Annotated in this window: 21 protein-coding genes and 1 pseudogene; 16 read left to right on the top strand and 6 right to left on the bottom strand. The window is 42.0% G+C overall.

Going from position 1 to position 22,725, the window contains the following annotated elements; translation table 11 throughout:
• Positions 1-7 precede the first annotated feature (7 nt).
• A complete protein-coding gene (locus IGI71_RS04095) occupies positions 8-1,438 on the top strand; it encodes a 6-phospho-beta-glucosidase (RefSeq protein ID WP_010747612.1) in 1,431 nt (476 codons plus the stop codon).
• A gap of 42 nt (positions 1,439-1,480) precedes the next feature.
• Here IGI71_RS04095 and IGI71_RS04100 read toward each other — a convergent pair whose 3' ends face one another.
• Positions 1,481-2,125 carry a CPBP family intramembrane glutamic endopeptidase gene (locus IGI71_RS04100; protein WP_005225290.1) on the bottom strand — a complete coding sequence of 215 codons (645 nt, stop codon included), beginning with the start codon at positions 2,123-2,125 and terminating at the stop codon, positions 1,481-1,483.
• Between the two features lie 218 nt (positions 2,126-2,343).
• Between IGI71_RS04100 and groES the strand changes: the two genes are divergently transcribed.
• Both groES and groL read left to right on the top strand, forming a co-directional pair.
• A complete protein-coding gene (gene groES / locus IGI71_RS04105; protein ID WP_005225291.1) occupies positions 2,344-2,628 on the top strand; it encodes a co-chaperone GroES in 285 nt (94 codons plus the stop codon).
• A 32-nt stretch (positions 2,629-2,660) separates the two neighbouring features.
• Positions 2,661-4,289 carry a chaperonin GroEL gene (groL, locus tag IGI71_RS04110; RefSeq protein ID WP_005237384.1) on the top strand — a complete coding sequence of 543 codons (1,629 nt, stop codon included), beginning with the start codon at positions 2,661-2,663 and terminating at the stop codon, positions 4,287-4,289.
• A gap of 206 nt (positions 4,290-4,495) precedes the next feature.
• Here groL and IGI71_RS04115 read toward each other — a convergent pair whose 3' ends face one another.
• A complete protein-coding gene (locus IGI71_RS04115; RefSeq protein ID WP_080646947.1) occupies positions 4,496-4,693 on the bottom strand; it encodes a hypothetical protein in 198 nt (65 codons plus the stop codon).
• Between the two features lie 399 nt (positions 4,694-5,092).
• Between IGI71_RS04115 and IGI71_RS04120 the strand changes: the two genes are divergently transcribed.
• The 3 genes and pseudogenes from IGI71_RS04120 to IGI71_RS04130 all read left to right on the top strand — a co-directional run.
• Positions 5,093-5,839, top strand: coding sequence for a YcjF family protein (locus IGI71_RS04120; protein ID WP_034695380.1), 747 nt, complete (start codon positions 5,093-5,095; stop codon positions 5,837-5,839).
• Between the two features lie 95 nt (positions 5,840-5,934).
• Positions 5,935-6,441: a hypothetical protein gene (locus IGI71_RS04125; RefSeq protein WP_010747614.1), complete on the top strand. Its 507-nt coding sequence runs from the start codon at positions 5,935-5,937 to the stop codon at positions 6,439-6,441.
• Positions 6,441-7,757, top strand: a pseudogene (locus IGI71_RS04130) (glycosyltransferase family 2 protein); the annotation flags it as partial. The gene IGI71_RS04125 and the pseudogene IGI71_RS04130, both read left to right, overlap by 1 nt.
• A gap of 67 nt (positions 7,758-7,824) precedes the next feature.
• Here IGI71_RS04130 and IGI71_RS04135 read toward each other — a convergent pair.
• Complete coding sequence (locus IGI71_RS04135) at positions 7,825-8,523, bottom strand: GntR family transcriptional regulator (RefSeq protein WP_010747617.1); 699 nt, start codon at positions 8,521-8,523, stop codon at positions 7,825-7,827.
• Positions 8,524-8,722: 199 nt separating this feature from the next.
• On the opposite strand from IGI71_RS04135, the gene IGI71_RS04140 reads away from it, so the two are divergent.
• The 4 genes from IGI71_RS04140 to IGI71_RS04155 all read left to right on the top strand — a co-directional run bounded on the left by IGI71_RS04140 (position 8,723) and on the right by IGI71_RS04155 (position 12,410).
• The gene (locus tag IGI71_RS04140) at positions 8,723-10,102 is read left to right on the top strand and encodes a glycoside hydrolase family 1 protein (protein ID WP_010747618.1); all 1,380 of its coding nucleotides are present in this window, start codon (positions 8,723-8,725) and stop codon (positions 10,100-10,102) included.
• An 11-nt stretch (positions 10,103-10,113) separates the two neighbouring features.
• Positions 10,114-11,427 (top strand): PTS sugar transporter subunit IIC, encoded by a 1,314-nt coding sequence (locus IGI71_RS04145; RefSeq protein WP_010747619.1) that lies wholly within the window; start codon positions 10,114-10,116, stop codon positions 11,425-11,427.
• Between the two features lie 152 nt (positions 11,428-11,579).
• Entirely contained in the window at positions 11,580-11,879 is a 300-nt protein-coding gene (locus tag IGI71_RS04150; protein ID WP_010747620.1) for a MazG-like family protein, read from the top strand.
• Between the two features lie 72 nt (positions 11,880-11,951).
• Complete coding sequence (locus tag IGI71_RS04155; protein ID WP_010747621.1) at positions 11,952-12,410, top strand: GNAT family N-acetyltransferase; 459 nt, start codon at positions 11,952-11,954, stop codon at positions 12,408-12,410.
• A 255-nt stretch (positions 12,411-12,665) separates the two neighbouring features.
• On the opposite strand, the gene IGI71_RS04160 is transcribed toward IGI71_RS04155, so the two are convergent.
• Positions 12,666-13,505, bottom strand: a complete 840-nt coding sequence (locus IGI71_RS04160) for an AraC family transcriptional regulator (protein ID WP_010747622.1) — start codon at positions 13,503-13,505, stop codon at positions 12,666-12,668.
• Positions 13,506-13,619: 114 nt separating this feature from the next.
• On the opposite strand from IGI71_RS04160, the gene IGI71_RS04165 reads away from it, so the two are divergent.
• Positions 13,620-14,498: a DMT family transporter gene (locus IGI71_RS04165; RefSeq protein WP_010747623.1), complete on the top strand. Its 879-nt coding sequence runs from the start codon at positions 13,620-13,622 to the stop codon at positions 14,496-14,498.
• Between the two features lie 74 nt (positions 14,499-14,572).
• On the opposite strand, the gene IGI71_RS04170 is transcribed toward IGI71_RS04165, so the two are convergent.
• Positions 14,573-14,713, bottom strand: a complete 141-nt coding sequence (locus IGI71_RS04170) for a hypothetical protein (protein WP_005237363.1) — start codon at positions 14,711-14,713, stop codon at positions 14,573-14,575.
• Between the two features lie 612 nt (positions 14,714-15,325).
• Between IGI71_RS04170 and IGI71_RS04175 the strand changes: the two genes are divergently transcribed.
• Both IGI71_RS04175 and IGI71_RS04180 read left to right on the top strand, forming a co-directional pair.
• A complete protein-coding gene (locus tag IGI71_RS04175) occupies positions 15,326-16,969 on the top strand; it encodes an SH3 domain-containing protein (protein WP_010747624.1) in 1,644 nt (547 codons plus the stop codon).
• Positions 16,970-17,212: 243 nt separating this feature from the next.
• Positions 17,213-18,985, top strand: coding sequence for an oleate hydratase (locus tag IGI71_RS04180; protein ID WP_010747625.1), 1,773 nt, complete (start codon positions 17,213-17,215; stop codon positions 18,983-18,985).
• Positions 18,986-19,071: 86 nt separating this feature from the next.
• Here IGI71_RS04180 and IGI71_RS04185 read toward each other — a convergent pair whose 3' ends face one another.
• Positions 19,072-19,860 (bottom strand): MerR family transcriptional regulator, encoded by a 789-nt coding sequence (locus tag IGI71_RS04185; protein ID WP_010747626.1) that lies wholly within the window; start codon positions 19,858-19,860, stop codon positions 19,072-19,074.
• A 73-nt stretch (positions 19,861-19,933) separates the two neighbouring features.
• Here IGI71_RS04185 and IGI71_RS04190 point away from each other — a divergent pair, with 73 nt between their 5' ends.
• The 3 genes from IGI71_RS04190 to IGI71_RS04200 all read left to right on the top strand — a co-directional run bounded on the left by IGI71_RS04190 (position 19,934) and on the right by IGI71_RS04200 (position 22,609).
• Positions 19,934-20,557: a GNAT family N-acetyltransferase gene (locus IGI71_RS04190; RefSeq protein ID WP_010747627.1), complete on the top strand. Its 624-nt coding sequence runs from the start codon at positions 19,934-19,936 to the stop codon at positions 20,555-20,557.
• A gap of 156 nt (positions 20,558-20,713) precedes the next feature.
• A complete protein-coding gene (locus IGI71_RS04195) occupies positions 20,714-21,553 on the top strand; it encodes a Cof-type HAD-IIB family hydrolase (RefSeq protein WP_430616182.1) in 840 nt (279 codons plus the stop codon).
• A 108-nt stretch (positions 21,554-21,661) separates the two neighbouring features.
• Positions 21,662-22,609, top strand: a complete 948-nt coding sequence (locus IGI71_RS04200; RefSeq protein WP_060792887.1) for a hypothetical protein — start codon at positions 21,662-21,664, stop codon at positions 22,607-22,609.
• Positions 22,610-22,725 lie beyond the last annotated feature (116 nt).

Here is a 22,725-nt window from a genome sequence, read left to right on the forward strand (position 1 = left end):
AATAGAAATGAATAAACTAAGAAGCGATTTTTTATGGGGTGGCGCAGTCGCTGCTCACCAATTGGAAGGCGGCTATCGTGCGGGTGGAAAAGGCGTGAGTGTCGCTGATGTCATGACTGTCGGAGGCAACGGAATTCCTCGCCGAATCACGGAAGGGATCCAACCGGGCGAAAGCTATCCCAATCATGAAGCGATCGATTTTTATCATCGGTATCCTGAAGACATCAAGCTTTTTGCCGAATTAGGGTTGAAGTGCTTCCGAACATCGATTGCCTGGACCCGTATTTTTCCAAAGGGGGATGAGCGCGAGCCGAATGAGGAAGGCCTGGCCTTTTATGATCAATTATTCGATGAGTGTTTACGCTATGGCATTGAGCCAGTCATTACCCTGTCTCACTTTGAAATGCCTTATCATTTAGTGACCGAATACGGAGGTTGGCGTAACCGTAAGTTGATCGATTTGTTTGTCCGCTTTGCAGAAGTTTGTTTTACGCGCTATCAAAAGAAAGTGAAGTATTGGATGACCTTCAATGAAATCAATAATCAAGCAAACTATAAAGAAGATTTTGCGCCATTTACCAATTCTGGTCTGTTCTTTACGGAAGGAGAAGACCGAGAAAAAGTCATGTACCAAGCAGCTCATTACGAGCTCGTTGCCAGTGCAAAAGCGGTGGCGCTAGGACATGCGATCAATCCTGCGTTTCAAATCGGATCGATGATCGCGATGTGCCCAATCTATCCGTATTCTTGCGATCCCAAAGACATGATGGCAGCCGCGGTGGCCATGCAACGGCGCTATTGGTTTTCAGATGTTCATGCCCGTGGGCACTATCCGAGTTATATGCGCAGCTATTTTGAAAGAAAACAATTTGATTTAGATATCACCCCTGAAGATGAAGCAGCTTTGGCAAAAGGTTGTGTTGACTACATTGGTTTTAGCTACTATATGTCTTTTGCGATCAAAGGCAAGGAGAATGATCCAACCTATGACTATGATGAGAGCCAAGATCTGGTGGACAATCCTTATGTCGATGCTTCTGAATGGGGCTGGCAGATTGATCCCGTAGGCTTGCGCTATGCCATGAACTGGTTTAACGAACGCTACGAATTGCCGCTTTTCATTGTAGAAAATGGCTTTGGTGCGGTGGATACGGTGGAAGAGGATGGACAGATTCACGATGACTACCGTATTGACTACCTAAAAGCCCATATCGAAATGATGAAAGAAGCAGTAGCTTATGATGGCGTCGACTTATTAGGTTATACACCGTGGGGCATCATTGACTTGGTTTCTGCGGGGACAGGGGAAATGAAGAAACGCTATGGTGTGATCTATGTGGACAAAGACAATGAAGGAAATGGAACCCTTGCTCGTCGGAAGAAAGATTCATTTGCATGGTATCAGCAAGTGATTGCGTCCAATGGCACGAAGGTCTAAAGAAAAAAACGTTACGCAAAATTTCTGCGTAGCGTTTTTTCTTTAGGGCATTTGGATATAGCCGTAATGAAGCAATAACTGAATAATAATAACTAAAGTGTTCATTCCCACATGGGTGATCATGGAAGTCCAAATACTGCCGGTCAAAGCATAAAGCCCGGAAAAGAACAGTCCTAAGAAAATATAGACTAAGAGATGATTGTCATTGTGGGCAAAGGCAAAGGCTACGGCGCTGACCACTACACCAACCCAAACATTGCTGTATTTCCCAATGATGCCAACTAAGGCTCTGCGGAAGACAAATTCCTCCATAATTGGCCCACCGACCATTGCTGCGAGAGCAAAGAGTGGGTTTTGCACCACGATGGCAATGATGTTTTCGGTATTTTGCGAAGCGCTGACTTCTCCGAAAAAGGATTCGATAAAGATGGCTAGATTTTGCAACAAAATCGCTGCGACAATGCCGGTTAGCCCGTAAATAAGAATCGCTGAGACTTTGGTTTTTTTGTGTTCAAACGATAGCGGTTCTGTTTGTTTGAAATACAAGAAAAACATGATCGCTGCACCAGCTAAGTAACCGATCGTTGTTGCTGCTACTTGATGTCCGCTAGGGACGAAGGCGATCGGTAGAAAAAAGACGATGCCGTAAGTAAGAATCGTGGACAAAGAATATTTTGATAAAGACATAGTTGTTTCCTCACACTCCTTTGCTTCATTATAGACTAGGTTGCTTCTAGAAACAAAAAATCCTACTATATTTATCAATCAATTAGAAATGCAAAAAAAAATTTAGCAAAAGGCTTGCAAAAATTTGGGAAAATGAGTAATATTGAAACTGTAAGTTAGCACTCGATACAAGAGAGTGCTAATGCTAAATTCTATAACATTCATTGGAGGGATTTATCGTGTTAAGACCATTAGGTGATCGTGTGATTATCGAAGTCGCAAAAGAAGAAGAAAAAACTGTAGGCGGAATCGTGCTTGCATCAGCAGCAAAAGAAAAACCACAAACGGGTACCGTTATTGCAGTCGGCGAAGGACGCACGCTCGAAAACGGTGAAAAAGCTCCTGTTGCTGTCAACGTTGGCGAACAAGTAATGTTCGAAAAATACGCTGGCACAGAAGTGAAATATGAAGGAACAGAATATTTGATCGTTGCTGCAAAAGATATCATTGCAGTAGTAGAATAAGAAAAATAAAAAATACTTGAGGTGATGAAATCATGGCAAAAGAAATCAAATTTGCAGAAGACGCACGCGCTGCAATGCTTCGTGGGGTAGATAAATTAGCAGATACAGTAAAAGTAACCTTAGGCCCTAAAGGTCGTAACGTGGTTTTAGAAAAATCTTACGGTTCACCATTGATCACAAATGACGGTGTAACGATCGCGAAAGAAATCGAATTAGAAGATCATTTTGAAAACATGGGCGCAAAACTTGTTTCTGAAGTCGCTTCAAAAACAAACGATATCGCTGGTGACGGAACAACGACTGCTACGTTATTGACACAAGCAATCGTTCGTGAAGGATTGAAAAATGTCACCGCTGGTGCGAACCCATTAGGTATTCGTCGTGGGATCGAAATGGCAACAAAAGTGGCTGTAGAAGAGCTACACAACATTTCATCAATCGTTGATTCAAAAGAAGCAATCGCACAAGTTGGTGCTGTTTCTTCTGGTAGTGAAAAAGTTGGTCAATACATCGCTGATGCAATGGAAAAAGTCGGCAATGACGGTGTTATCACTATTGAAGAATCAAAAGGGATCGAAACAGAATTAGATGTTGTGGAAGGAATGCAATTTGATCGTGGTTACTTATCACAATACATGGTAACTGACAACGATAAAATGGAAGCAGCGTTAGAAAATCCATACATCTTGATCACTGACAAAAAAATCTCTAACATCCAAGATATCTTGCCATTGTTAGAACAAATCTTACAACAATCAAAACCATTATTGATCATCGCTGATGACGTTGATGGCGAAGCATTACCAACACTTGTATTGAACAAAATCCGTGGAACATTCAATGTTGTTGCAGTGAAAGCACCAGGATTTGGTGACCGTCGTAAAGCAATGCTAGAAGACATTGCGATCTTAACTGGTGGTACAGTGATCACTGAAGACTTAGGTCTTGAGCTGAAAGATGCAACCATCGATAACTTAGGTCAAGCAAGCAAAGTGGTTGTGGATAAAGACAACACAACAATCGTTGAAGGTGCTGGTGAAAAAGAAGCAATTGACGCACGCGTTCAATTGATCAAAAACCAAATCGCTGATACAACTTCTGACTTTGACCGTGAAAAACTACAAGAACGCTTAGCAAAACTTGCTGGTGGGGTTGCTGTGATCAAAGTTGGGGCACCAACTGAAACTGAATTGAAAGAATTGAAATTACGTATTGAAGATGCATTGAATGCAACACGTGCCGCTGTTGAAGAAGGCATGGTCTCAGGTGGGGGAACTGCCTTAGTGAATGTCATCAACAAAGTTGCAGAAATCGAAACAGATGGCGATGCAGCAACAGGTGTCAAAATCGTTTTACGTGCCTTAGAAGAACCAGTTCGTCAAATTGCTGAAAATGCAGGCTACGAAGGTTCAGTGATCATCGACAAATTGAAAAACGCTGACTTAGGCGTTGGTTTCAATGCAGCAACTGGCGAATGGGTAAACATGCTAGAAGCTGGGATCGTTGACCCAACAAAAGTGACGCGTTCTGCATTACAAAACGCAGCTTCTGTTGCCGCATTATTGTTAACAACTGAAGCAGTCGTTGCCGACAAACCAGAACCAGCAGCGCCAGCAGCTCCTGCAATGGACCCGTCAATGGGTATGGGCGGCATGATGTAAGCAAGCCTTGAGAACTCCTCTTTTGAGGGGTTCTTTTTTTGTGCGATCTAAAAATACTTCAACACAGAAAAAGACAAAAAACCTTTCTTCTTAGTATTCTAAGCACCAAAGAATTGGTTCATTGCTTGAATAAAAGGAGAAAGGATTGGTAGATATAAGCTATCTATTTGTCTTGTAAAGGCAGCGAGTTTTGTAAGGAACGTCAATCACAACCGTTCCCAAAATCCCTGCGCAAAACCAGTAATAAATTCGTAGAGAGCCGGCAGTATCACCGAAATACATAAGACGACAAAGACCATTTTCTGAACAGCAGTTAATTGTTGGAGGAAATGGTTTTTTGTGAACAATAAATACGCGATACAGATAACGGCAAGCAGCTGCAATAGATCAAATAAAATGGACAAGAAAATCACCTTTTCTGATTAGATTGAATGGACGATAGAATGATGGATTCTCTCAACATAGAGCAAAGCGTTGAATGATATGGTTCTGAGAAAGCGTGAAGATCAACGTTTATAAAGAAACGGTATTTCGACGCCAAAGAATGCGAAGATCCCGCTTAAAAGAAAGTAAGTCAATAAGCCTAGATAAAAAAGGACTTTCCAATTCAATTTCTTTTTCATTCGATCCACTCCTTTTGTGTATCATAGCATAAAAAAACGATAATATAAATAAATAATCCAAAGATGCAAATTTGCATTTTTTAGCAAGTGTAAGCTCTCTCAAGCTACATTTTCGCTATCTTGAAAAACCTGAGCTAAAATAGAATTAGGAACAAAATCATGGCTCACTTTGATTTTTAAATGAACAACGAGTCGAAAGAAGGAGACATTTCTTTGAAAAAACCATGGATAAAACGCAAAAAGAAACAAAACGAAAATGAATTATTAACGGAACAGTCCGTTCAAGTCGAGCAAAGTCAAATGGGAGAAGAGTTGCAAGAAGAAGCGGAGTTTACTTCTTTTTTTGCGGATGTCATGAAGCGAATGCCGAAAAAATCGGCTGCCCTGGTGATGAAAGGCTATGACGGATCAAAAGCCCAGGCGGAAAAAGTGTTAGCGAAAAGCAAGGATCAATTTGATCAGGTATTTGAGGAGTTTTTGGTTGGCGTAGATGATGAAACGCGAAAAAAAGCCCACCGCACGATCCATGCGGCTTCTTTGACGGCGGCGATCATCGGCTGTTCACCGATTCCCTTTTCAGATGCAGTGTTACTTGTGCCAGTTCAAATGACGATGATGGCCCGTTTGTATCGTATTTTTGGGCGAACATGGCGTGAAGGGTTAGCGAAAAGCATTTCGAAAGAGCTAGTCGTTGTGAGTTTTGGTCGCAGTGCCGTTGGCAATATCTTGAAATTTGTCCCAGCAGTCGGCACCGTTGCTGGAGCTGCAATCAATGCCAGTGTGGCTAGCGGTATTACCGAAGCATTAGGCTGGGTGACGGTCAAGATGCTGAATGATGGGGAAGATGTGTTTGAGCAAGTGATGTCCTTTAAAGGCCAATTTCACACGCTGTTCAATGCGTTGAAAGTTGGCAAGAAATCTAAGTGAGACAAACAGAAGAAGAACAAAGCAGGTCCAGACGACTTGCTTTTGTTGCTTCTTTTTCTTCACAGCAAATAAAAAAAATTTAAGGAGTGAGTAAAATGAAACAACGAGTGACACGGGAAGAAGTCAAAGAACGGTTGGTCACCGATGCGTATTTTCAAAAAGGTCGTTCCGCTTTAAAGACCCGCCAAACGATTTTGACGATTCTTGCTTGGCTGATGGTCTTGGTTCCCTTTGTCTGGCTGGCCATTCCGTTGACGCTGCCGAATCTGGCGGATCGGATCGCCTTTCGGACCTATTTAGAAGAAGCAGTCACTTTCGAATTTCTAGCGTTATTTTTAGGCATTTCTTTTTTGATTTTAGTTCTTACGTTTACTTTATTAACTTTGAGGAACAACCGCCGCTTCAAACGATTGCTTCAAAAGCAATCGATGCATGATGAAGCTGCCTTGGAAAAACGCAAAGAGTTGCTAGAAGCATTTTACGAAGAACGCTTCGGGACGAAAGAAGAACGCCACGGGGCAAAATACTACGCAGTTGCACCGGAGCAAAACATCGGAGAAACGGAGATTCAAGAACTTTTCCGTAGAAATGGGGTGGGCTGATGGTTGTCAATTTTGATACTGGGTTCCCATGGTTGGATACATTTTTAACAGTCGTTTTGATGATTCTCTTCACGTATCCAATTTTAGGTGGCTTTGCTTGGTTCATCGGGGTGATCTGCAATCGTTTTTTGTTCCGTTATCGACAATTAGAGTGGATACCGATCCCCGAAGAGATCGAGCCGATGATCACGATTATGGTACCAGCTCACAATGAAGAAATCGTTATTGAAGACACGATTCATTATTTAATGAACAATCTGAACTACAGCAATTATGAGGTGTTGGTGACTGATGATGGCTCAACGGATCAAACTCCTGTGATACTAGACCGATTGATGGAACAGTACCCAAATCTAAGAGTGTTGCGCATCGAAAAAAACCAAGGAAAAGCCCATGCCTTTAATATTGGGGTAGGGTTTGCCAAAGGGGAATTGATCTTGAGCAACGATGCAGATACGGTTCCTGAACCTGATGCGTTATGGAAATATGTCAATTATTTCATTCGCCAAGACTCCATCAATATCTCTGCCATTACGGCGAATATGGATGTTCAAAATCGCACAACGATCGTAGGGAAATCACAAACCGTTGAATTTTCAAGTATCGTAGGGATTATCAAACGGACCCAGCAAGCCGTTTTCGGCGTCATCTATGCCTATAGCGGTGCCAATACGATGTATCGCCGCGCGGCATTGATGGACGTGGGTCTGTTTCGACAAAATCGAGCCACAGAAGACATCAGTATTGCCTGGGACCACCAATTCCGAGGTTGGCTGTCTTTATTTGCTTCACGAGTGATGTTTTTCATGGAGGTGCCAGAAACACTCAAGATGCTCTACCGACAACGGAAACGCTGGGCGAAGGGCGGTACAGAAGTATGGCTGACCAACTTTAAAAAGGTCTTTTTGCATCCTTTTGAAAACATTGGTCGAACCGCTATGTTTGTCGATCAAACATTAAGTATCATATGGTCATTCTTTTTCTGGCTTTCATCTGCCTTGTTTGTCTTCTATCTGATCTATTATGGTGCAACTGGGAATTACGAACGGATCTATCATATGTTTACGATGGCCTTTCTCTTCGTTTGTCTCGAGATGATTGCGGGGGTGATGCAGCTATTTACCAGCCTCCTGGCGGATGATAACCGCAGCAAGCTGAAGTATTTCCGTTTTGCCCCTTTTTACATGCTGTTTTACTGGATGATCAATGCCATAACGATCGTCACTACCTTTATTCCAGCCGTCAAGACTATCCTTGGCTACGGTAGCGGCGTTTGGGTCAGCCCTGAGCGAACGGCGAAAAAAACCGAAGAATCTAAACGAATTCACCTTCCCTGGACAATAAAAACAAGTCTGAGTTTTCTTCAGACTTGTTTTTTTGCCATTAAGGTTCAGAAAGATAGTAAATCTCACGATTTTGGTATGGATAACGAGTTTGCGAAAATTCGAAGGGCCGTCCGTCGGAGAGACGAGCAACTTGTTCTAATTCTAAGATCGGATCATTGGGATCGACTTCTAAATATTTGATATCATAGGAATCTGCTTTGTCGGCACGGATTTTACGTATGGCGGGACCTATTTTGAGATGTAAGGAATCAGTGATATATCGATAGATCGAGTGTTCAAGGATCGCCATATCAATATCGGGAATGGTTTTGATGGGCATGATCGTGTACTCCAATTCAAAGGGTTCGTTATCAACATAGCGCAGTCGTACGATATCATAAACAGGTTCGCTTTCTCGCAAGGACAAGTAATCCATTTCGTTGGCTTCTGGAAAACGAACATTGAAACTAATGATTTTACTTTGCACTTTATGCCGCCCGCCATATCGGTTGACTAGACCGATATACTCATTGATCTGTCCTTGATAGGTCGCTGAATTGACATATGTGCCATGACCTCTTTTGGTAGAAATCAGGCCTTCTTGCTTCAATTGATTTAGCGCTTTTTGGATCGTCATTCGTGAGGTTTGAAATCGTTTGGCTAACGCCGTTTGTTCCGGTAGTTTTGATAAAGCAGGAAAAACTCCTTCATAAATATCCGTCCGCAACTGATCAACGATCTCTTTGTATTTTGTCATAGTCATCACTCCTTATGTAAAGAAATTCATGGACTTGAGTTTTGTTTGAAGGGGATAAAAACAAGGTCTATCACTAAAGGATCCGCTGAAATTCACATGTATAGAAAAAGCTTTACATATATTTTTGAAAAATTTACATGCCTGTTTCACCTAATTATAATAGGTTTTGTAAGCGAATACAAATGATGGAGGAATCAATATGAAAAAATTTTACTGGGGAAACAGTGTCAGCAGTATGCAGACAGAAGGTGGTTGGAATGAAGGCGGTAAAAGCTTATCCGTTTATGATATACGGGAAGCTTCGGAACAGGCTAGCGATTGGCATGTAGCAAATGATAACTATCATGCGTATACAGAAGACTTTGATTATATGCAAGATTTGGGGATGAACATGTATCGTTTCCAAATTTCTTGGTCAAGGGTCGTTCACGATGGAGATGGTGCCTTTAATGAAGAAGGGATCGCCTATTACGATCGTTTTATTGATGATCTGTTAGCTCGAGGGATCGAGCCTATGATTTGTTTGTACCATTTTGATATGCCTCTGCATCTGGCGAAAACCTATAACGGGTTCATCAGCAAAGAAGTGAAGGACGCATTCATTCGTTTTGGAAAAGAAATGGTAGATCGTTTTGCGGATAAAGTCCATTATTGGTTAACCTTTAACGAACAAAATCTTTTCCACCAAGACCATGGTTTTAAGATCAGCGGTTATTTAGAAGGGGAAGAAACGACAGAAGAATTGTATCAGATTTTCCACAATGTCATGGTTTGCCATGCAGAAATCTGTAATTATCTTCATGAAACAACAAATGCGAAGATCGGCGGCATGCTGGCGTATTCTGAGGCGTATCCAGCGACTTGTCGTCCACAAGACATCAAAGCAGCAAGAGAGTTTGATGAATTTGCGAATTTTACTTTATTAGATTGCTATGCGCACGGCAAGTATTCGGCAGCACAAGACCGATACGTGAAAAATCATCAACTCAATATGAATATTTTACCTGGGGAATTAGAAGCGATCGCAGCGCAGAAAAATGATTACATTGCCTTTAGCTATTATGCTTCTTCTACCTTGAATGCTGAAAAAATTCCTGAAGGAACGCCGCCGAATCGGTACATGACTTTTGGAAAACAAGACAATCCTTATATTGAAACGACGGAATGGAATTGGCAGATTGATCCGCTCGGCTTCCGTGATGTCTTAAATAAAGTCTATCAGCGGTACCGCTTGCCAGTGTTTCCGATTGAAAACGGGATTGGTGTCAGGGAGCATTGGAATGGCAAAGAACCGATTCAAGATGATTACCGTATTGCCTACCATCAAGAGCATATTCGAGCGATATTTGAAGCGATGGTGGAAGATGGAGTGGTTTGTCTTGGTTATCTTGGCTGGGGACTGATCGACATTTTGAGCTCGCAAGGTGATATGGAGAAACGATACGGACTCGTGTATGTCAATCGTGGCAACCATGAGTTGCGAGATATGAAACGTGTACCGAAAAAATCGTATGAATGGTTCAAAGAAGTGATCAAAACGAATGGTAGTACGATCTATACAAACCCATATACAGAATAGGAGGAACAAAAATGGCAGCAGAAAAGCGCACGTTTTTAGATAAATTTACAGAGTTTTCGGTCCGTCTCGGCAATCAGGTTCATCTCAAAAGTCTTCGTGATGCGTTTGCGACCTTAATGCCTGCCTTTATTATCGCAGGGATCGCTGTGTTGTTTAATAATGTCTTCTTTCCATGGTTTTTAGAAGGGGCTGCCTTGGCGCGAATGCAAGTGTTTGGCAATTCCATCACCAATGGAACATTGAATATCGCCGGTCTGCTGATCGCCCCGATGATTGCTTATTTTCTTTGCCGCAACAAAAACAATCCGAGCGCCATCAATGCAACCTTTGTGGCAACGACTTGCTTAGTGGTCATGTTGGCGATGGCTCATGCCGTGATGCCAGAAGGCGCTCAAGCAGAAGTGACCATCAGTGGTGTGATGTTATTTGACGATGTCGGGACCAAAGGGATGTTTTCTGGAATCATTTGTGGGTTAGTTGCCACGGAATTATTTATTCGACTGTCAGAAAACAAGCACTTAAAAATCAATTTAGGGGATCAAGTTCCTCCTGCCGTCAGCAAATCCTTCAGCACGTTGATCCCTGCTATTTTGGTGATTTCCTTCTTTGCCGTAGTTGCGACCGTGCTAGCAGCCTTTGATACAGACCTGATTCAAATCATTTCAACAGTGATCCAAGAACCCCTGCGTTTATTGAACACATCGATTTTTGGGTTCTTGATCATCTATTCAACGGGCAATTTTCTGTTTACTTTAGGCATTCACCAAACCGTCATCAATGGCACCTTGTTAGATCCATTGCTGTTAGTCAATATGAATGAAAACATGCAAGCCGTGCAAGAAGGCGCTGCGCCGCCCAATATCTTAAATTCAGCATTCGTGACGGTTTTTGCTCAACTAGGTGGGACTGGGTTTACGATCAGCTTGATCATTGCAGTGCTCTTATTCGTTCGCAATTACCAACCTTTTCGAGATGTCGTCAATCTATCCCTAGCTCCGGGTATTTTTAATATCAACGAGCCAATCATCTTTGGTTTACCGATCGTCTTCAATTTACCAATGATCATTCCCTTCGTTGCAAGTCCAATTGTTGCGACGTTGATTGGCTACTTTGCTACCGCAGTAGGATTCATTGAGCCGCTTTCCGTGATGGTTCCTTGGACGACACCACCAATTCTTAGTGCATTATTGGCATCAAAAGGGGATTTTAAAGTTGTTTTGGTTCAAGTGATCATCATCGTCGTTTGTGTAGCAATCTATTTTCCATTTTTAAAAATCGCTCAACGGGTTGCAATCAAATCTGCTGAATTGGAGCGGGCAGAATAAACAAAACAGGATGAATCCTATACTAGAGTGACCTACAAAAGTTAGAACAAAATTCTAACGTTTTGGGGGTCACTATTTTTTGAGGTGATTTTTTTACTAAGTTTCTATTTTGAACTTTAATTAAATGGTATACTATCCCAAAAGGAGCGACTATGAAACTTTCAGAAATGCAAAAAGCGATTTATCAAAACAAAATCGATCACCAATTCAATGTCACAAATATTGAAAAAGAGTTTTTGGCTTTATATGGTGAAGTAGGGGAAGCCTTTGACGCGTATCGGAAGCAACAAGAGGTAGGAGAAGAATTGGCGGATGTGGCGATTTATCTTCTTGGGTTAGCGGAAATCCTTTCCATCGATCTTGAAGTAGAGATTCATAAAAAAATGGCCGTCAACCAAAAGCGTCGTTATACGAGTTATGGCAATGGCTATGCCAAACGAATCGATAATTGATACACGCACAAAAACTAGTGGATTCCTCGAGTATAGGCCCTTACCGAAATAGAAATGGAAGCAGGAGATAGGATGGAAAAGAATGTAAGCATGCGTGAATTAACCACGGCGGATTTAGCAGAAGTCGTGGACCACTATATTGCCGTATTTTCAGCAGAACCATGGAATGACCAATTGACAGTGCCGCAAATCACCGACTATGTATCATCAATGATGGCAATGAATACTTTTATTGGTTATCGACTAATAGACCGAGCATCGAATGAATTGATTGGTCTTTCATTAGGCTTTATCAAGCCCTGGTATCAAGGAAAAGAGTATGTGATCGATACTTTTTTAATTACTGGCACGCACCAAGGAAAAGGCTTGGGTTCCACTTTTTTAGAAAGGATCAAAGAAGATCTGCTCAAAAAAGAGATTCCAACGATCCTGTTAGATACCGAAGAAAGTATGCCAGCAGCGGATTTTTATAAAAAGAATGGCTTTAAGCCGTTACCAGATAATGTGAGCTATTATTTATCTCTAGATTAATCCAAGCATGTCAATAAATAAAAAAGTCTGCGAAAAAATCGCAGGCTTTTTAGTTATGCACAGTTTCAACAGGTTTATCCACAATATGTTGTAGGAACATGTTTTCGCCTACTAAATATTGGGTGTGTGGTTTTTAGAAAAGGATTTCAAAGAGATTCTTATGGACCAATGAGCGTAAAAGTGAAAAAAGTACTGAAACGCTTATAGAATATAGCAAAATTTATCTAGATGAGAGGCTCTGTTGGTACCGATCAGCTAATTTCTATCATCTTCGCGATAGGTCTTGCGATACTGCAGCGGCGTTAAACCAAATTTACGCTGAAATCTTTTGCTGAAGTAGCTCAAGTGATTGAAGCCAACGTGGTAGCAGATGGTTGAGACAGGCTCATCCGTTTCGATCAATAGGTTTTTGGCTTGAGACAATCGATAATCAATCAGATAGTTGATTGGGGTCAATGTCGTGTATTGCCGAAAAAGGGCGGTACAAGTACGTGTATTGATGGCAGCAGCTTTAGCGATCGCAGGAACCGTTAATGGTTCTTGATAATGCTGATGGACAAATGCCAGCATTAAGTAGATAGTTTCTTTCTTGGGTGAAGCAGGCCTTGCAGCCATTAGCTGTGAAAGGGCAGCTAAAAACAATTCATAGAGAGTAAATCGTTGTTCAATAAGCAGAGGCAGACGCACGGTTTGAACAAATGCTTGATGTTGGGCTGTTAAGGTTAAGCGCCGATAGCTGCGGGTGCGATCGTGGACTAATTGTTCGATCGCTTCTTTAAAAACAGGGTCAGCAATAAAGCCTGAAGAAAAATCAAAGCAGCAATATCGGACGTTTTCTGAAGCTAAAACAGCACCATGGAGTACACGGCTATTAATAATGATCGCCTCATTCTTATTTAGCAAAATTTGCTCGTCGTCAATCGTATACATGAAGCTACCTTCTTCGACCCATACGATTTGCAGCTCGTCATGCCAATGTAGAGGCAATTGGTCGCCACGCTTTTGTTGCAAGCAACGTTGATAAATTGCAAAGGAGCGATTTGTAGTTGTATGTTTGGTCGTTTCTTCGTTTTCTTCTGTGCGTTCAAAGTACATACCGCACCACCTTTTTACTTAATAGTGTTAAAAACAATCAGGATATTGACAAAAATTCACTATCTGATTCGGTATAATACTAACAAAGTTAAGCGAAAGACAAAAGGAGTTTTTATGAAAAAAACAGTTGGGATTGTTTATGCTTGTTCAGCAGCAGCTTTGTGGGCAGTTTCTGGCATCGCTGGACAAATTTTATTTACAAAATATGGTATTTCAGCAAATTGGCTCGTTTCAACACGATTGGTTCTTTCAGGGTGTTTGTTGCTAAGTATTGGGTTAAAGGATCGCGCCCGATTGATTTCCCCATTTCGTGAGAAAAAGGACTTCATTCAGCTGCTCTTGTTTTCTTTCTTAGGCATGTTTCTCGTTCAATTTACCTACTTTAAAACGATTGAGCAAAGCAATGCTTCATTTGCAACGATTATTCAATATACTGGACCTTTCTTTGTTTTACTCTATGCTGCGATAGCCAAAAGGCAGTTCCCCTCTTTAAAGACATGTTTCTGGTTATTGGTAACCTTACTTGGCGTGACGGCTGTGGCATCAAAAGGACAGATTGAGCAATTAGCGACTTCCCAATCTGCGCTAGGCTGGGGGTTAGCATCAGCGATATCACTAGCTTTTTATTCTATACAGCCGCGTAAACTCTTGCAAAAATATGGGAGTTTACCAATTGTCGGCTGGGGGATGTTGATTGGTGGAGGCTTGGGGAATGTGGTTCATCCAATGTGGCAGATAGGTAGTCAACTGAACGTTCAAGTGATTCTTTATTTGCTGGTGGTCATTTTATTTGGAACAGCACTAGCGTATTTGATTTTTTTAACAAGTTTACGCTATTTATCCTCAACACTTGCAACAGTTTTAACAGCAGTTGAGCCACTGCTGGCTGCTTTCTTATCGATCATTGTTTTTCATGATCACTTCACAGTGGTGGAGCTAGTAGGATTTATGGCAGTTATAGGGAGCATCATGTGTTTACAAAAAAAATTGTGAAAAAGACGAGATTCGCCAAAATCGGTGAAGTCTCGTCTTTTTTATAAATCAACAGAAAAAGAAAACGCAGGAGTCTACGCTTTCTTTTTCTGTTCTTCTTTTTTCTTGTCTGTGGTCGGTACGGAATCTAGGGCTTTTTTGAAAATCTCTTCTTTTTTCGTTTTATAGTTATGTTGTCGTTCAGCATACACTTTTTCTTTCGTCTTTGTTTTCATACTCGGTCACCTCTTCCTTTTTTTTAAGTATAGCATGATTTCACAAATTTATGCAAATCCTTGGTTTTCTCCTTGGTATTATAATCTTTTTCGTGAAATACATTGTGAAAATATTTCTTTTGGCAGAGATGAGGGACTTCTCTCTCAAGAAATTCGCATGCGGTTGGAAGCGATATAACAGGATTTTATCATAGCGTCGATCACACAGGTGAAAGAAGCGTTCTTTTTGAAACAACTTTTTCACAGAATCCCTCGTGAAAAAAAGGAATGATAATTGGGTGGTTTTAGTATCGATTTTTAAAAAAGGGGATCAGGAAAGAAATGTTATTCAAATAACAGTCTTGTTTTTCAAAAAGTGGGTTTGTTTGCAAAAAAAATCCTGTTTTTATTCGCGAATTAAAATAACGTTGAATGAAATAGCATTTTTCTGTAGTTTATAGAAATCTTTGTAAATAGTGTGCCATTGAGCAACACCAAAGAGAAAGTGATCAAAAAGAATAACGCAGGAAAATAAATGACACGTTTTATTAAACGCAAATTAAAAAAATACAAAACGAAAACAATATCAAAAAATATTAATTTTTGTTAAAATGGGGTACAGGGGGTGTTTTATTGGAATCTCGGAAAATCAAACGTAAGCGTTTAGTGAAACAAAAACGGTCCCTTTTCGTACAAAAAGGATTGGGTATCACAGCAGCGTTAGCATCGACTTCAGGTGTCTTTACGTCTCTTGCCCATGCGACCGAAACGACAAACGCTTCGTCATCAACCAACACAACTGCTACTCTTGCCAGATCGTCAGCTGAAACGGCGATCAATCGACAATTTAAAACAACAGCTTCACTGAATGTTCGTTCAAATGCTTCAACAAGTGCCTCTATCGTAAGTGGTGTAGGAGCAAATACAACAATCACTGCGGTGGCTCAAAAGAACGGTACCTCAGTGAATGGCAATACAACATGGTATAAGCTATCAACAGGGGGCTGGATCTCAGGTGCTTATGTGAAAAGCACCTCAGGCTCTTCTTCTGCCAATACTAGCTCGTCCAATTCGTCGTCGTCTTCATCGGAAAAAGCAATCTCGAAATCAGTGAAAACGACCACTGCATTGAACGTCCGTTCAAATGCAACGACTAGTTCTAGTGTCGTACGTGGACTAAGCAGCAATGCGACAGTACAAGTCGTTGCACAAAAGAGTGGAACGTCGGTGAATGGCACGACCACTTGGTACAAATTGTCCACTGGCGGTTGGATCACGGCGGCCTATGTCAAAGATGTTTCCAGCAGCTCGACAGGCAATAGTTCTTCTGGCGGCAACACAAGTGTTTCTGCAGAAACGGCTATCAACAAGAACGTGAAAACAACAGCGACATTGAATGTCCGTTCGAGTGCCTCAACAAGTGGTAGTGTCGTTGGCAGCCTAAGCAACAGTACGACGGTGAAGGTCGTTGCCCAGAAAAATGGCACATCCGTTGGCGGCACCAATGTTTGGTACAAAGTATCGACTGGTGGCTGGATCACAGCGGCATATGTACGTGACGTCACGTCTAGTTCTGGAAATACAAGTAATAACAATAATTCAAACACAGGTTCAAGCAACACCGGTTCATCAAACGGCTCAAGCAATGCGAGTGAGCAAGCCATCAATAAAACGTTCCAAACAACCACTGGTATGAATGTGCGCTCAAATGCATCGACTTCTGCAAGTGTAGTCAGCAGTTTGGGCAGCAATGCGACCTTCAAAGCAGTCGCTCAAAAACAAGGAACGTCAGTCAATGGCAATGCCACTTGGTATAAGTTATCAACGGGTGGCTGGGTATCTTCAGCGTATGTGAAGGAAGTCAGTGCAACGACTCCTGGCAACAATAACAACGCAGGCAATACCAATGTTCCGATGAGCGTGAACGGAGCAGCGATCGTTGCAGAAGCTAGAAAACATATCGGCACTCCTTATCAATGGGGAGGCAAAGGACCAGATGTCTTCGACTGTTCCGGGTTTACACGCTACGTCTTCTTAAAAGTGACGGGCAAAAACATCGGTGATTGGACAGTCCCACAAGAAAGCGCAGGGACGATCATTCCTGTCTCGCAAGCACAAGCTGGCGACTTGCTGTTCTGGGGTCAAAAAGGGAATACCTACCACGTAGCGATCGCTACAAGTAATACAAGCTATATCCATGCGCCAAGCACGGGTTATACAGTCACCGAAGCACAATCAGGCTTTTCGACTGCTAGCTTCGCTCTACGAGTGAAATAAATGTTTCATTGAATAGGCAAAGGGTTTGTCCTTTGTTAGAAGCGCCCCTAAGAAAGCTGCCATCAGTTTTCTTAGGGGCGCTTTTTGGGTTGGGCGCAGATCTTTTTAAAAGGTGGGCTTTGCCCTGTTTTTTTGACAAAAAGGCCGATTTGTCAAAATCACTTGTTTTTACTAGTACAAATTTTTGTCAAAAAAAATAGTTACTGATACCATAAAAACGTACCAATATTAGGAGGGATCTACATGAGATATACGAACGGAAATTACGAAGCTTTTGCAAGAAGCAGAAAACCGAAAGATGTCGAAAAGAAAGAAGCCTATATTGTTGGTGGGGGATTAGCAGGACTTGCTGCGGCAGTCTTCTTGATCCGTGACGGCCATATGGCGGGTGAGAAAATCCACGTCCTTGAAGAACTTTCTTTATCAGGCGGTTCATTGGACGGAAAATTCATTCCCCATGATGGATTTGTGACCCGCGGCGGTCGAGAAATGGAAAATCATTTTGAGTGTCTGTGGGATCTATTTCGCTCGATTCCATCTTTGGAGGTGGAAGATGCTTCGGTGTTAGATGAGTTTTACTGGTTGGACCACGATGATCCAAATTCGTCTAACTGTCGGATCATTCACAATCGCGGCCAACGAGCAGCAGATGATGGAGAATTTACCTTGTCTGCTACAGCACAAAAAGAATTAACCCAATTATTTATGACTTCAGAAGATCAATTGATCGGGAAAAAAATCGAAGATGTTTTTGGCGATGAATTCTTTGAATCCAATTTTTGGCTATACTGGTGTACGATGTTCGCCTTTGAAAAATGGCATTCGGCGATTGAAATGCGCCGCTATGTGTTGCGTTTTGTGCACCATATCGATGGCTTGCCTGATTTTACTGCGTTAAAATTTACCCGTTACAACCAATATGAGTCATTGGTCAAACCACTACTTGCTTATTTGGAAGAACAAGGAGTTGACTTCCAATATGAATGCACCGTCAGCAATATCGATGTTCGGATCGTGGGCGAGGAAAAAGTTGCTCAAAAACTTGTGCTAGAAAAAGCGGGGGCAATCGAAGAAATTCCTTTATCAGAAGATGACTTGGTCTTTGTTACCAACGGATCGATCACTGAAAGTTCCACGCAAGGGGACCATTATACTCCAGCGCCTATCTCAAAAGCACCTGGTGGCAGCTGGCGTTTATGGAAAAACTTGGCGGCGCAATCGCCTGAGTTTGGTCATCCAGAAGTCTTTTATGAAAACTTACCTGAAGAAAGCTGGTTTGTTTCGGCAACCGTGACTTGGCAGAATTTTGATGTGGAACCTTATTTAGAAAAATTGACCCATCGCAAGTTACGAACAGGCAGAATCGTCACTGGCGGGATCATCACCATCAAAGATTCCAATTGGATGATGAGCTTTGCGACCCATCGCCAACCGCACTTTAAAGAACAAAAAGACCAACAAACGATCACATGGGTGTATGGCTTGTTGTCAAATACACCAGGAAACTACATCAAAAAACCAATTGAACAATGTTCTGGACAAGAAATCGTGCAAGAACTGCTTTACCATTTAGGCGTGCCAGAAGCAGAAATCCAACGCATTTCAAAAGAATCAAGTGTGGCAGTTCCAGTCTACATGCCGTTTATCACTTCTTACTTCATGCTGCGTGAACCAGGGGATCGGCCATTGGTTATTCCAAATGGCTCCAAAAACTTAGCTTTTATCGGTAATTTCGCAGAGACTGAACGAGACACTGTTTTTACAACAGAATATTCCGTTCGGACTGCAATGGAGGCTGTTTATCAGCTATTAGATGTGGAACGTGGGGTACCAGAAGTGTTTGCTTCCGCTTATGATCTACGTACTTTGGCCAAAGCTGTCTATTATCTGACCGATAAGAAAAAAATTACGGAAATGGAGCTGCCGTTTATCGAACGGAAACTCTTGGAAGGCTTTGTTAAGAAAACCGAACATACCTACATTGGCGATCTGTTGAAAGAAAACCATTTGATTTAAATAAAACGCAACGACAACGAGGCGAAAGAAGCTGCTCGTTGTCGTTGCGCTTTTTATTTACTTTTTAGCGCAGTTTAAACGAATCATTATTCCTCAGATAAAATCCGAACTTGGATCTCTGTCAAATAAGCTTGCTCGTTGCTAAGGGTCGTTTCGTGGATCGATCGTTCATAGAAGTAGTCATCGATTTGCCATTGGTGCGTCGCAATCAGCTGCTTGAGTTTTTGATAGAACTGCTTCAATCCTTCGTCATCCCCCTGATAAATGGCGGTTAAATAGCATCCTGCTGGTTTCACGAAGGAAGTCCCGTGCGGCTCTTCTTGCCGCACGTAAACGTAGTCGATGTCTTGCGTATCGTCTTTGTTCGTCCGAATCATAAAACCGTACTCGTTATTCGAGAATAGATAAGGCTGTGCCATCAAAAGGTCGTAGGCTTGGGTGATCATCTCTGGGATGGAGCTGCCGTTTAATCTAGGACTGAGGGAGAAATATTCCTCTGGCTTTTCCTTCAAGGTGAAGGGGGAAGTTTTTTCTGCAGCCAGGCGCAAATCCGCAGCTTTTCGTTCGATGATTTTTTTGATGTTGGTCAACTGCTGAATTTTTTCATCGATGGTTTGCCGCTTGGCTTCCAATAAGTTTCTCATGGTCTCGGCATCCCCCTGCAGCGCTGTTTGGATCTCTTTTAAGGGCATCGATAATTCTTTCAATGACAGGATCAATCCGAGATCCAAAAGTTGATCAAGGGAATAATACCGATACCCGTTCTCGTCTTTGCTGTTTGGTTGAAATAGCCCAATCTCGTCATAATAGTGGAGTGTCCGAGGATTGATCCGCGCGAAGCGTGCCATTTCCGATACTTTTAATTTGGTTTTCATGGCGTTCCTCCTTGACTTTACAGTTACTGTAAACTTTATACTAAGGATAGTCAACTACTGGGAGGAAGATAGAATGAATAAAAAAGTAACGTATCGACCATTTAAACGAGAAGATCTGCCTGCGCTTGTGCAAGTAATTATTGATAGCTGGAACTACGACAAGCAATTTGACAAGAAGACCGCCAAGCACTTTGCTCATGTCTTTTTGTGTTATGAACTTGCTCGTGCGACCTATTCGCGGGTGGCTCTTTTAAATGGTGAAGCTGTCGGTATCTTATTAGCAGATAGTAAGAGAGGGAAGAAGCTTCATCCAGCGCGCTATTGGGGGAAAACGATTTGGCATGCTGGCTGCTTACTGCTTACGAAAGAAGGGAGAAACACGCTGCTGCATTATGCCAAGGAGGTGGCTGAGTTAAATCAAGCGATGTTGAAAGACTTACAAACTCCTTTTCAGACCGAAGTTGGTTTGTTTGCCGTTAGTCCCAAAACACAAGGATTGGGTGTAGGCAAGCAGCTCTTTACTTCCTTTTTAGCGATGGTCCAGCAGGAAAAAACGGTTCCGTTTTTCCTTTATACCGATACCACCTGTAATTTCGGTTTTTATGAGCATATGGGCTTGAAGCGGGCAGCTGCTGTGAAACGCTGGATCAAAAAACCGATCAAGAAGGAAATCGAGTTTTATATCTATACTTCCTAAGAGTGCAGCGATGCACTCTTTTTTCATTGGCTAGTATGGTAAACTGGAAGCAAAGAAGGACAAGGAAGCTGTTTTCGTTTTATGGAAACGGCGCTTATTTTGGTCGAAAGCGATGGCTCAATCCGCTTTCGTAAAAAGGATGGGGAATGGGAAAGGATGGTTTATTTGGAAAAAAAGCAGATAGGGTTTATTTTAAGTGATATTGATGGGACGATCTTGGATCATAAGCATCAAATCGATCTGGATTTGATTGAAGAAATCAAACGATTGAAGCAGCAAGCGATTCCTTTTGTTTTGGCTTCCGCTCGCTCCCCGAAAGGAATGCTACCGATAGCTCAAGAATTAGGGATAGAAGACTGGCCCTTGGCTTGTTACAACGGTGCCTTGATTGGAGGGTACGATCAAAAGGGCACACTGGTACCGATTTTCAGTCATGAGGTCAAAAAAGCAGAAGCAAAAACTTTGGTTGCGCGCATCAAAGCTGATTTTCCTGGTGTTTCCATCAATGTCTACTCTGGTGATCAGTGGTATTGCGAAAGAGTGGACCAATGGGCACGAGCAGAAGCGGCGATCACCAAAGAGACTCCTGTAGAAACTTCATTAGAACAACTGTTGGCACAAGAAGCTTTTGAGGTTCATAAGTTTCTTTTGATTGGCACAATGGCAGAAATCCAAGCGCTTCATGCTGCCTGCCAGAACGCTGGATTTTTAGAAAGCGCCTTTTACTTATCCAAAGAGAATTATTTGGAAGTCACTCATCAAGCTGTGGGAAAAGATAAGGCGCTAAATGAATTGGCGGCCTATTTTCAAGTGCCGCTGGCGCAAACCTTAGCGATCGGCGATAATTTTAACGACCTGCCAATGATTGCTTCAGCTGGTATTGGTGTTGCGATGGAGAATGCGCCTGAATTGGTCAAAGCAAAAGCTGATTTTGTGACGACTAGCAATACAGACCATGGGGTTACTGATGCGTTGTGGCGATTTGTCACAGAATAGATAAAAAAACTAGGTTTTTTGAACAAATTGATTGACTTTCATTTCTACTCTCCTTAAACTTTTAGCTATACCTAAAAAGGTAAGTGTTTGTTGGAAAGAAGGAGAAAAATGAATAAGAAGATCGAGAAGACATTGACCAAATTTGCCGAGCCGTTGGGGCTCTCCGTTGATACTTCCACTGGGGTGATTTATGGAACGTATCATAGTTATAAACTTTTTTTAGTTCAAGAGAATAACAATAGTTATTCTCTAGTGGCTCATTTTTCACTTAGCAAAGATGGCGAACTTCCCAACCAAGAAGAAGTCAAAGAAGTTTTAAGTGAGTCAAAAGAGATCATCGACTGTGTGATCCAAGGATATCAAGTTGCCTATACATTACGCGGAGCGATGACTGCAGGGAAAACCGTGGACAAGTTGCGTACTGCGTTGGACCAGTTGACGAATTTTTTGAAGACGAAAGGCTTCCAAAATGCTTGTACCTTCTGCGGCGCGGTCACTGAGCCGGTTTCGCTGTATGCTATTGGCGGCGCTCCCGTCATTGCCTGTGAAGCTTGCTTTAAGAAACAACAAGAAGCAGTCCTTGCGCAAGAACGGGAAAAAGGGCAGAAAAAAGAAAATTGGTTAGCTGGAACCGTGGGTGCGTTTCTTGGCTCACTGATTGGTGCCGGCGCAATTATTTTATTGGGACAACTTGGGTATGTTGCTGCATTGTCTGGGATCGCGATGGCGATCTGTGCCATCAAAGGGTATGAATTATTAGGTGGAAAACTCAGCACAAAAGGTATTATTAGTAGTATTATCGTCATGATCATCATGGTCTATGTCGGGAATCGTATCGACTGGTCGATCAGTGTAGCGAATTATTACACGGACGTTGATGTCTTCTATGCCTTCCGTATTTTACCTGATTTGATTCGTGAAGGATATTTGGAAGCGAGTCAATATTACGGGAACTTAGGTCTGGTCTATCTCTTTACGGCGATTGGGGCTGTGCCAACTATTATCGCTACGGTACGAGAGGGGAAAGTGACGCGTCAAAGCTATAAAATGGAGTAATCCACGTTTCTATCCAAAGATAAAAAAACACAAAGCGAGATCTTTTTCGCTTTGTGTTTTTTGTTTTTGTGTCATAAATAATAACATGCTGTGTTAACATAAAAAATAAATAATAA

Source organism: Enterococcus sp. DIV1279b (assembly GCF_050531515.1).
In the GTDB taxonomy this organism is placed as follows: Bacteria; Bacillota; Bacilli; order Lactobacillales; family Enterococcaceae; genus Enterococcus_D; species Enterococcus_D casseliflavus.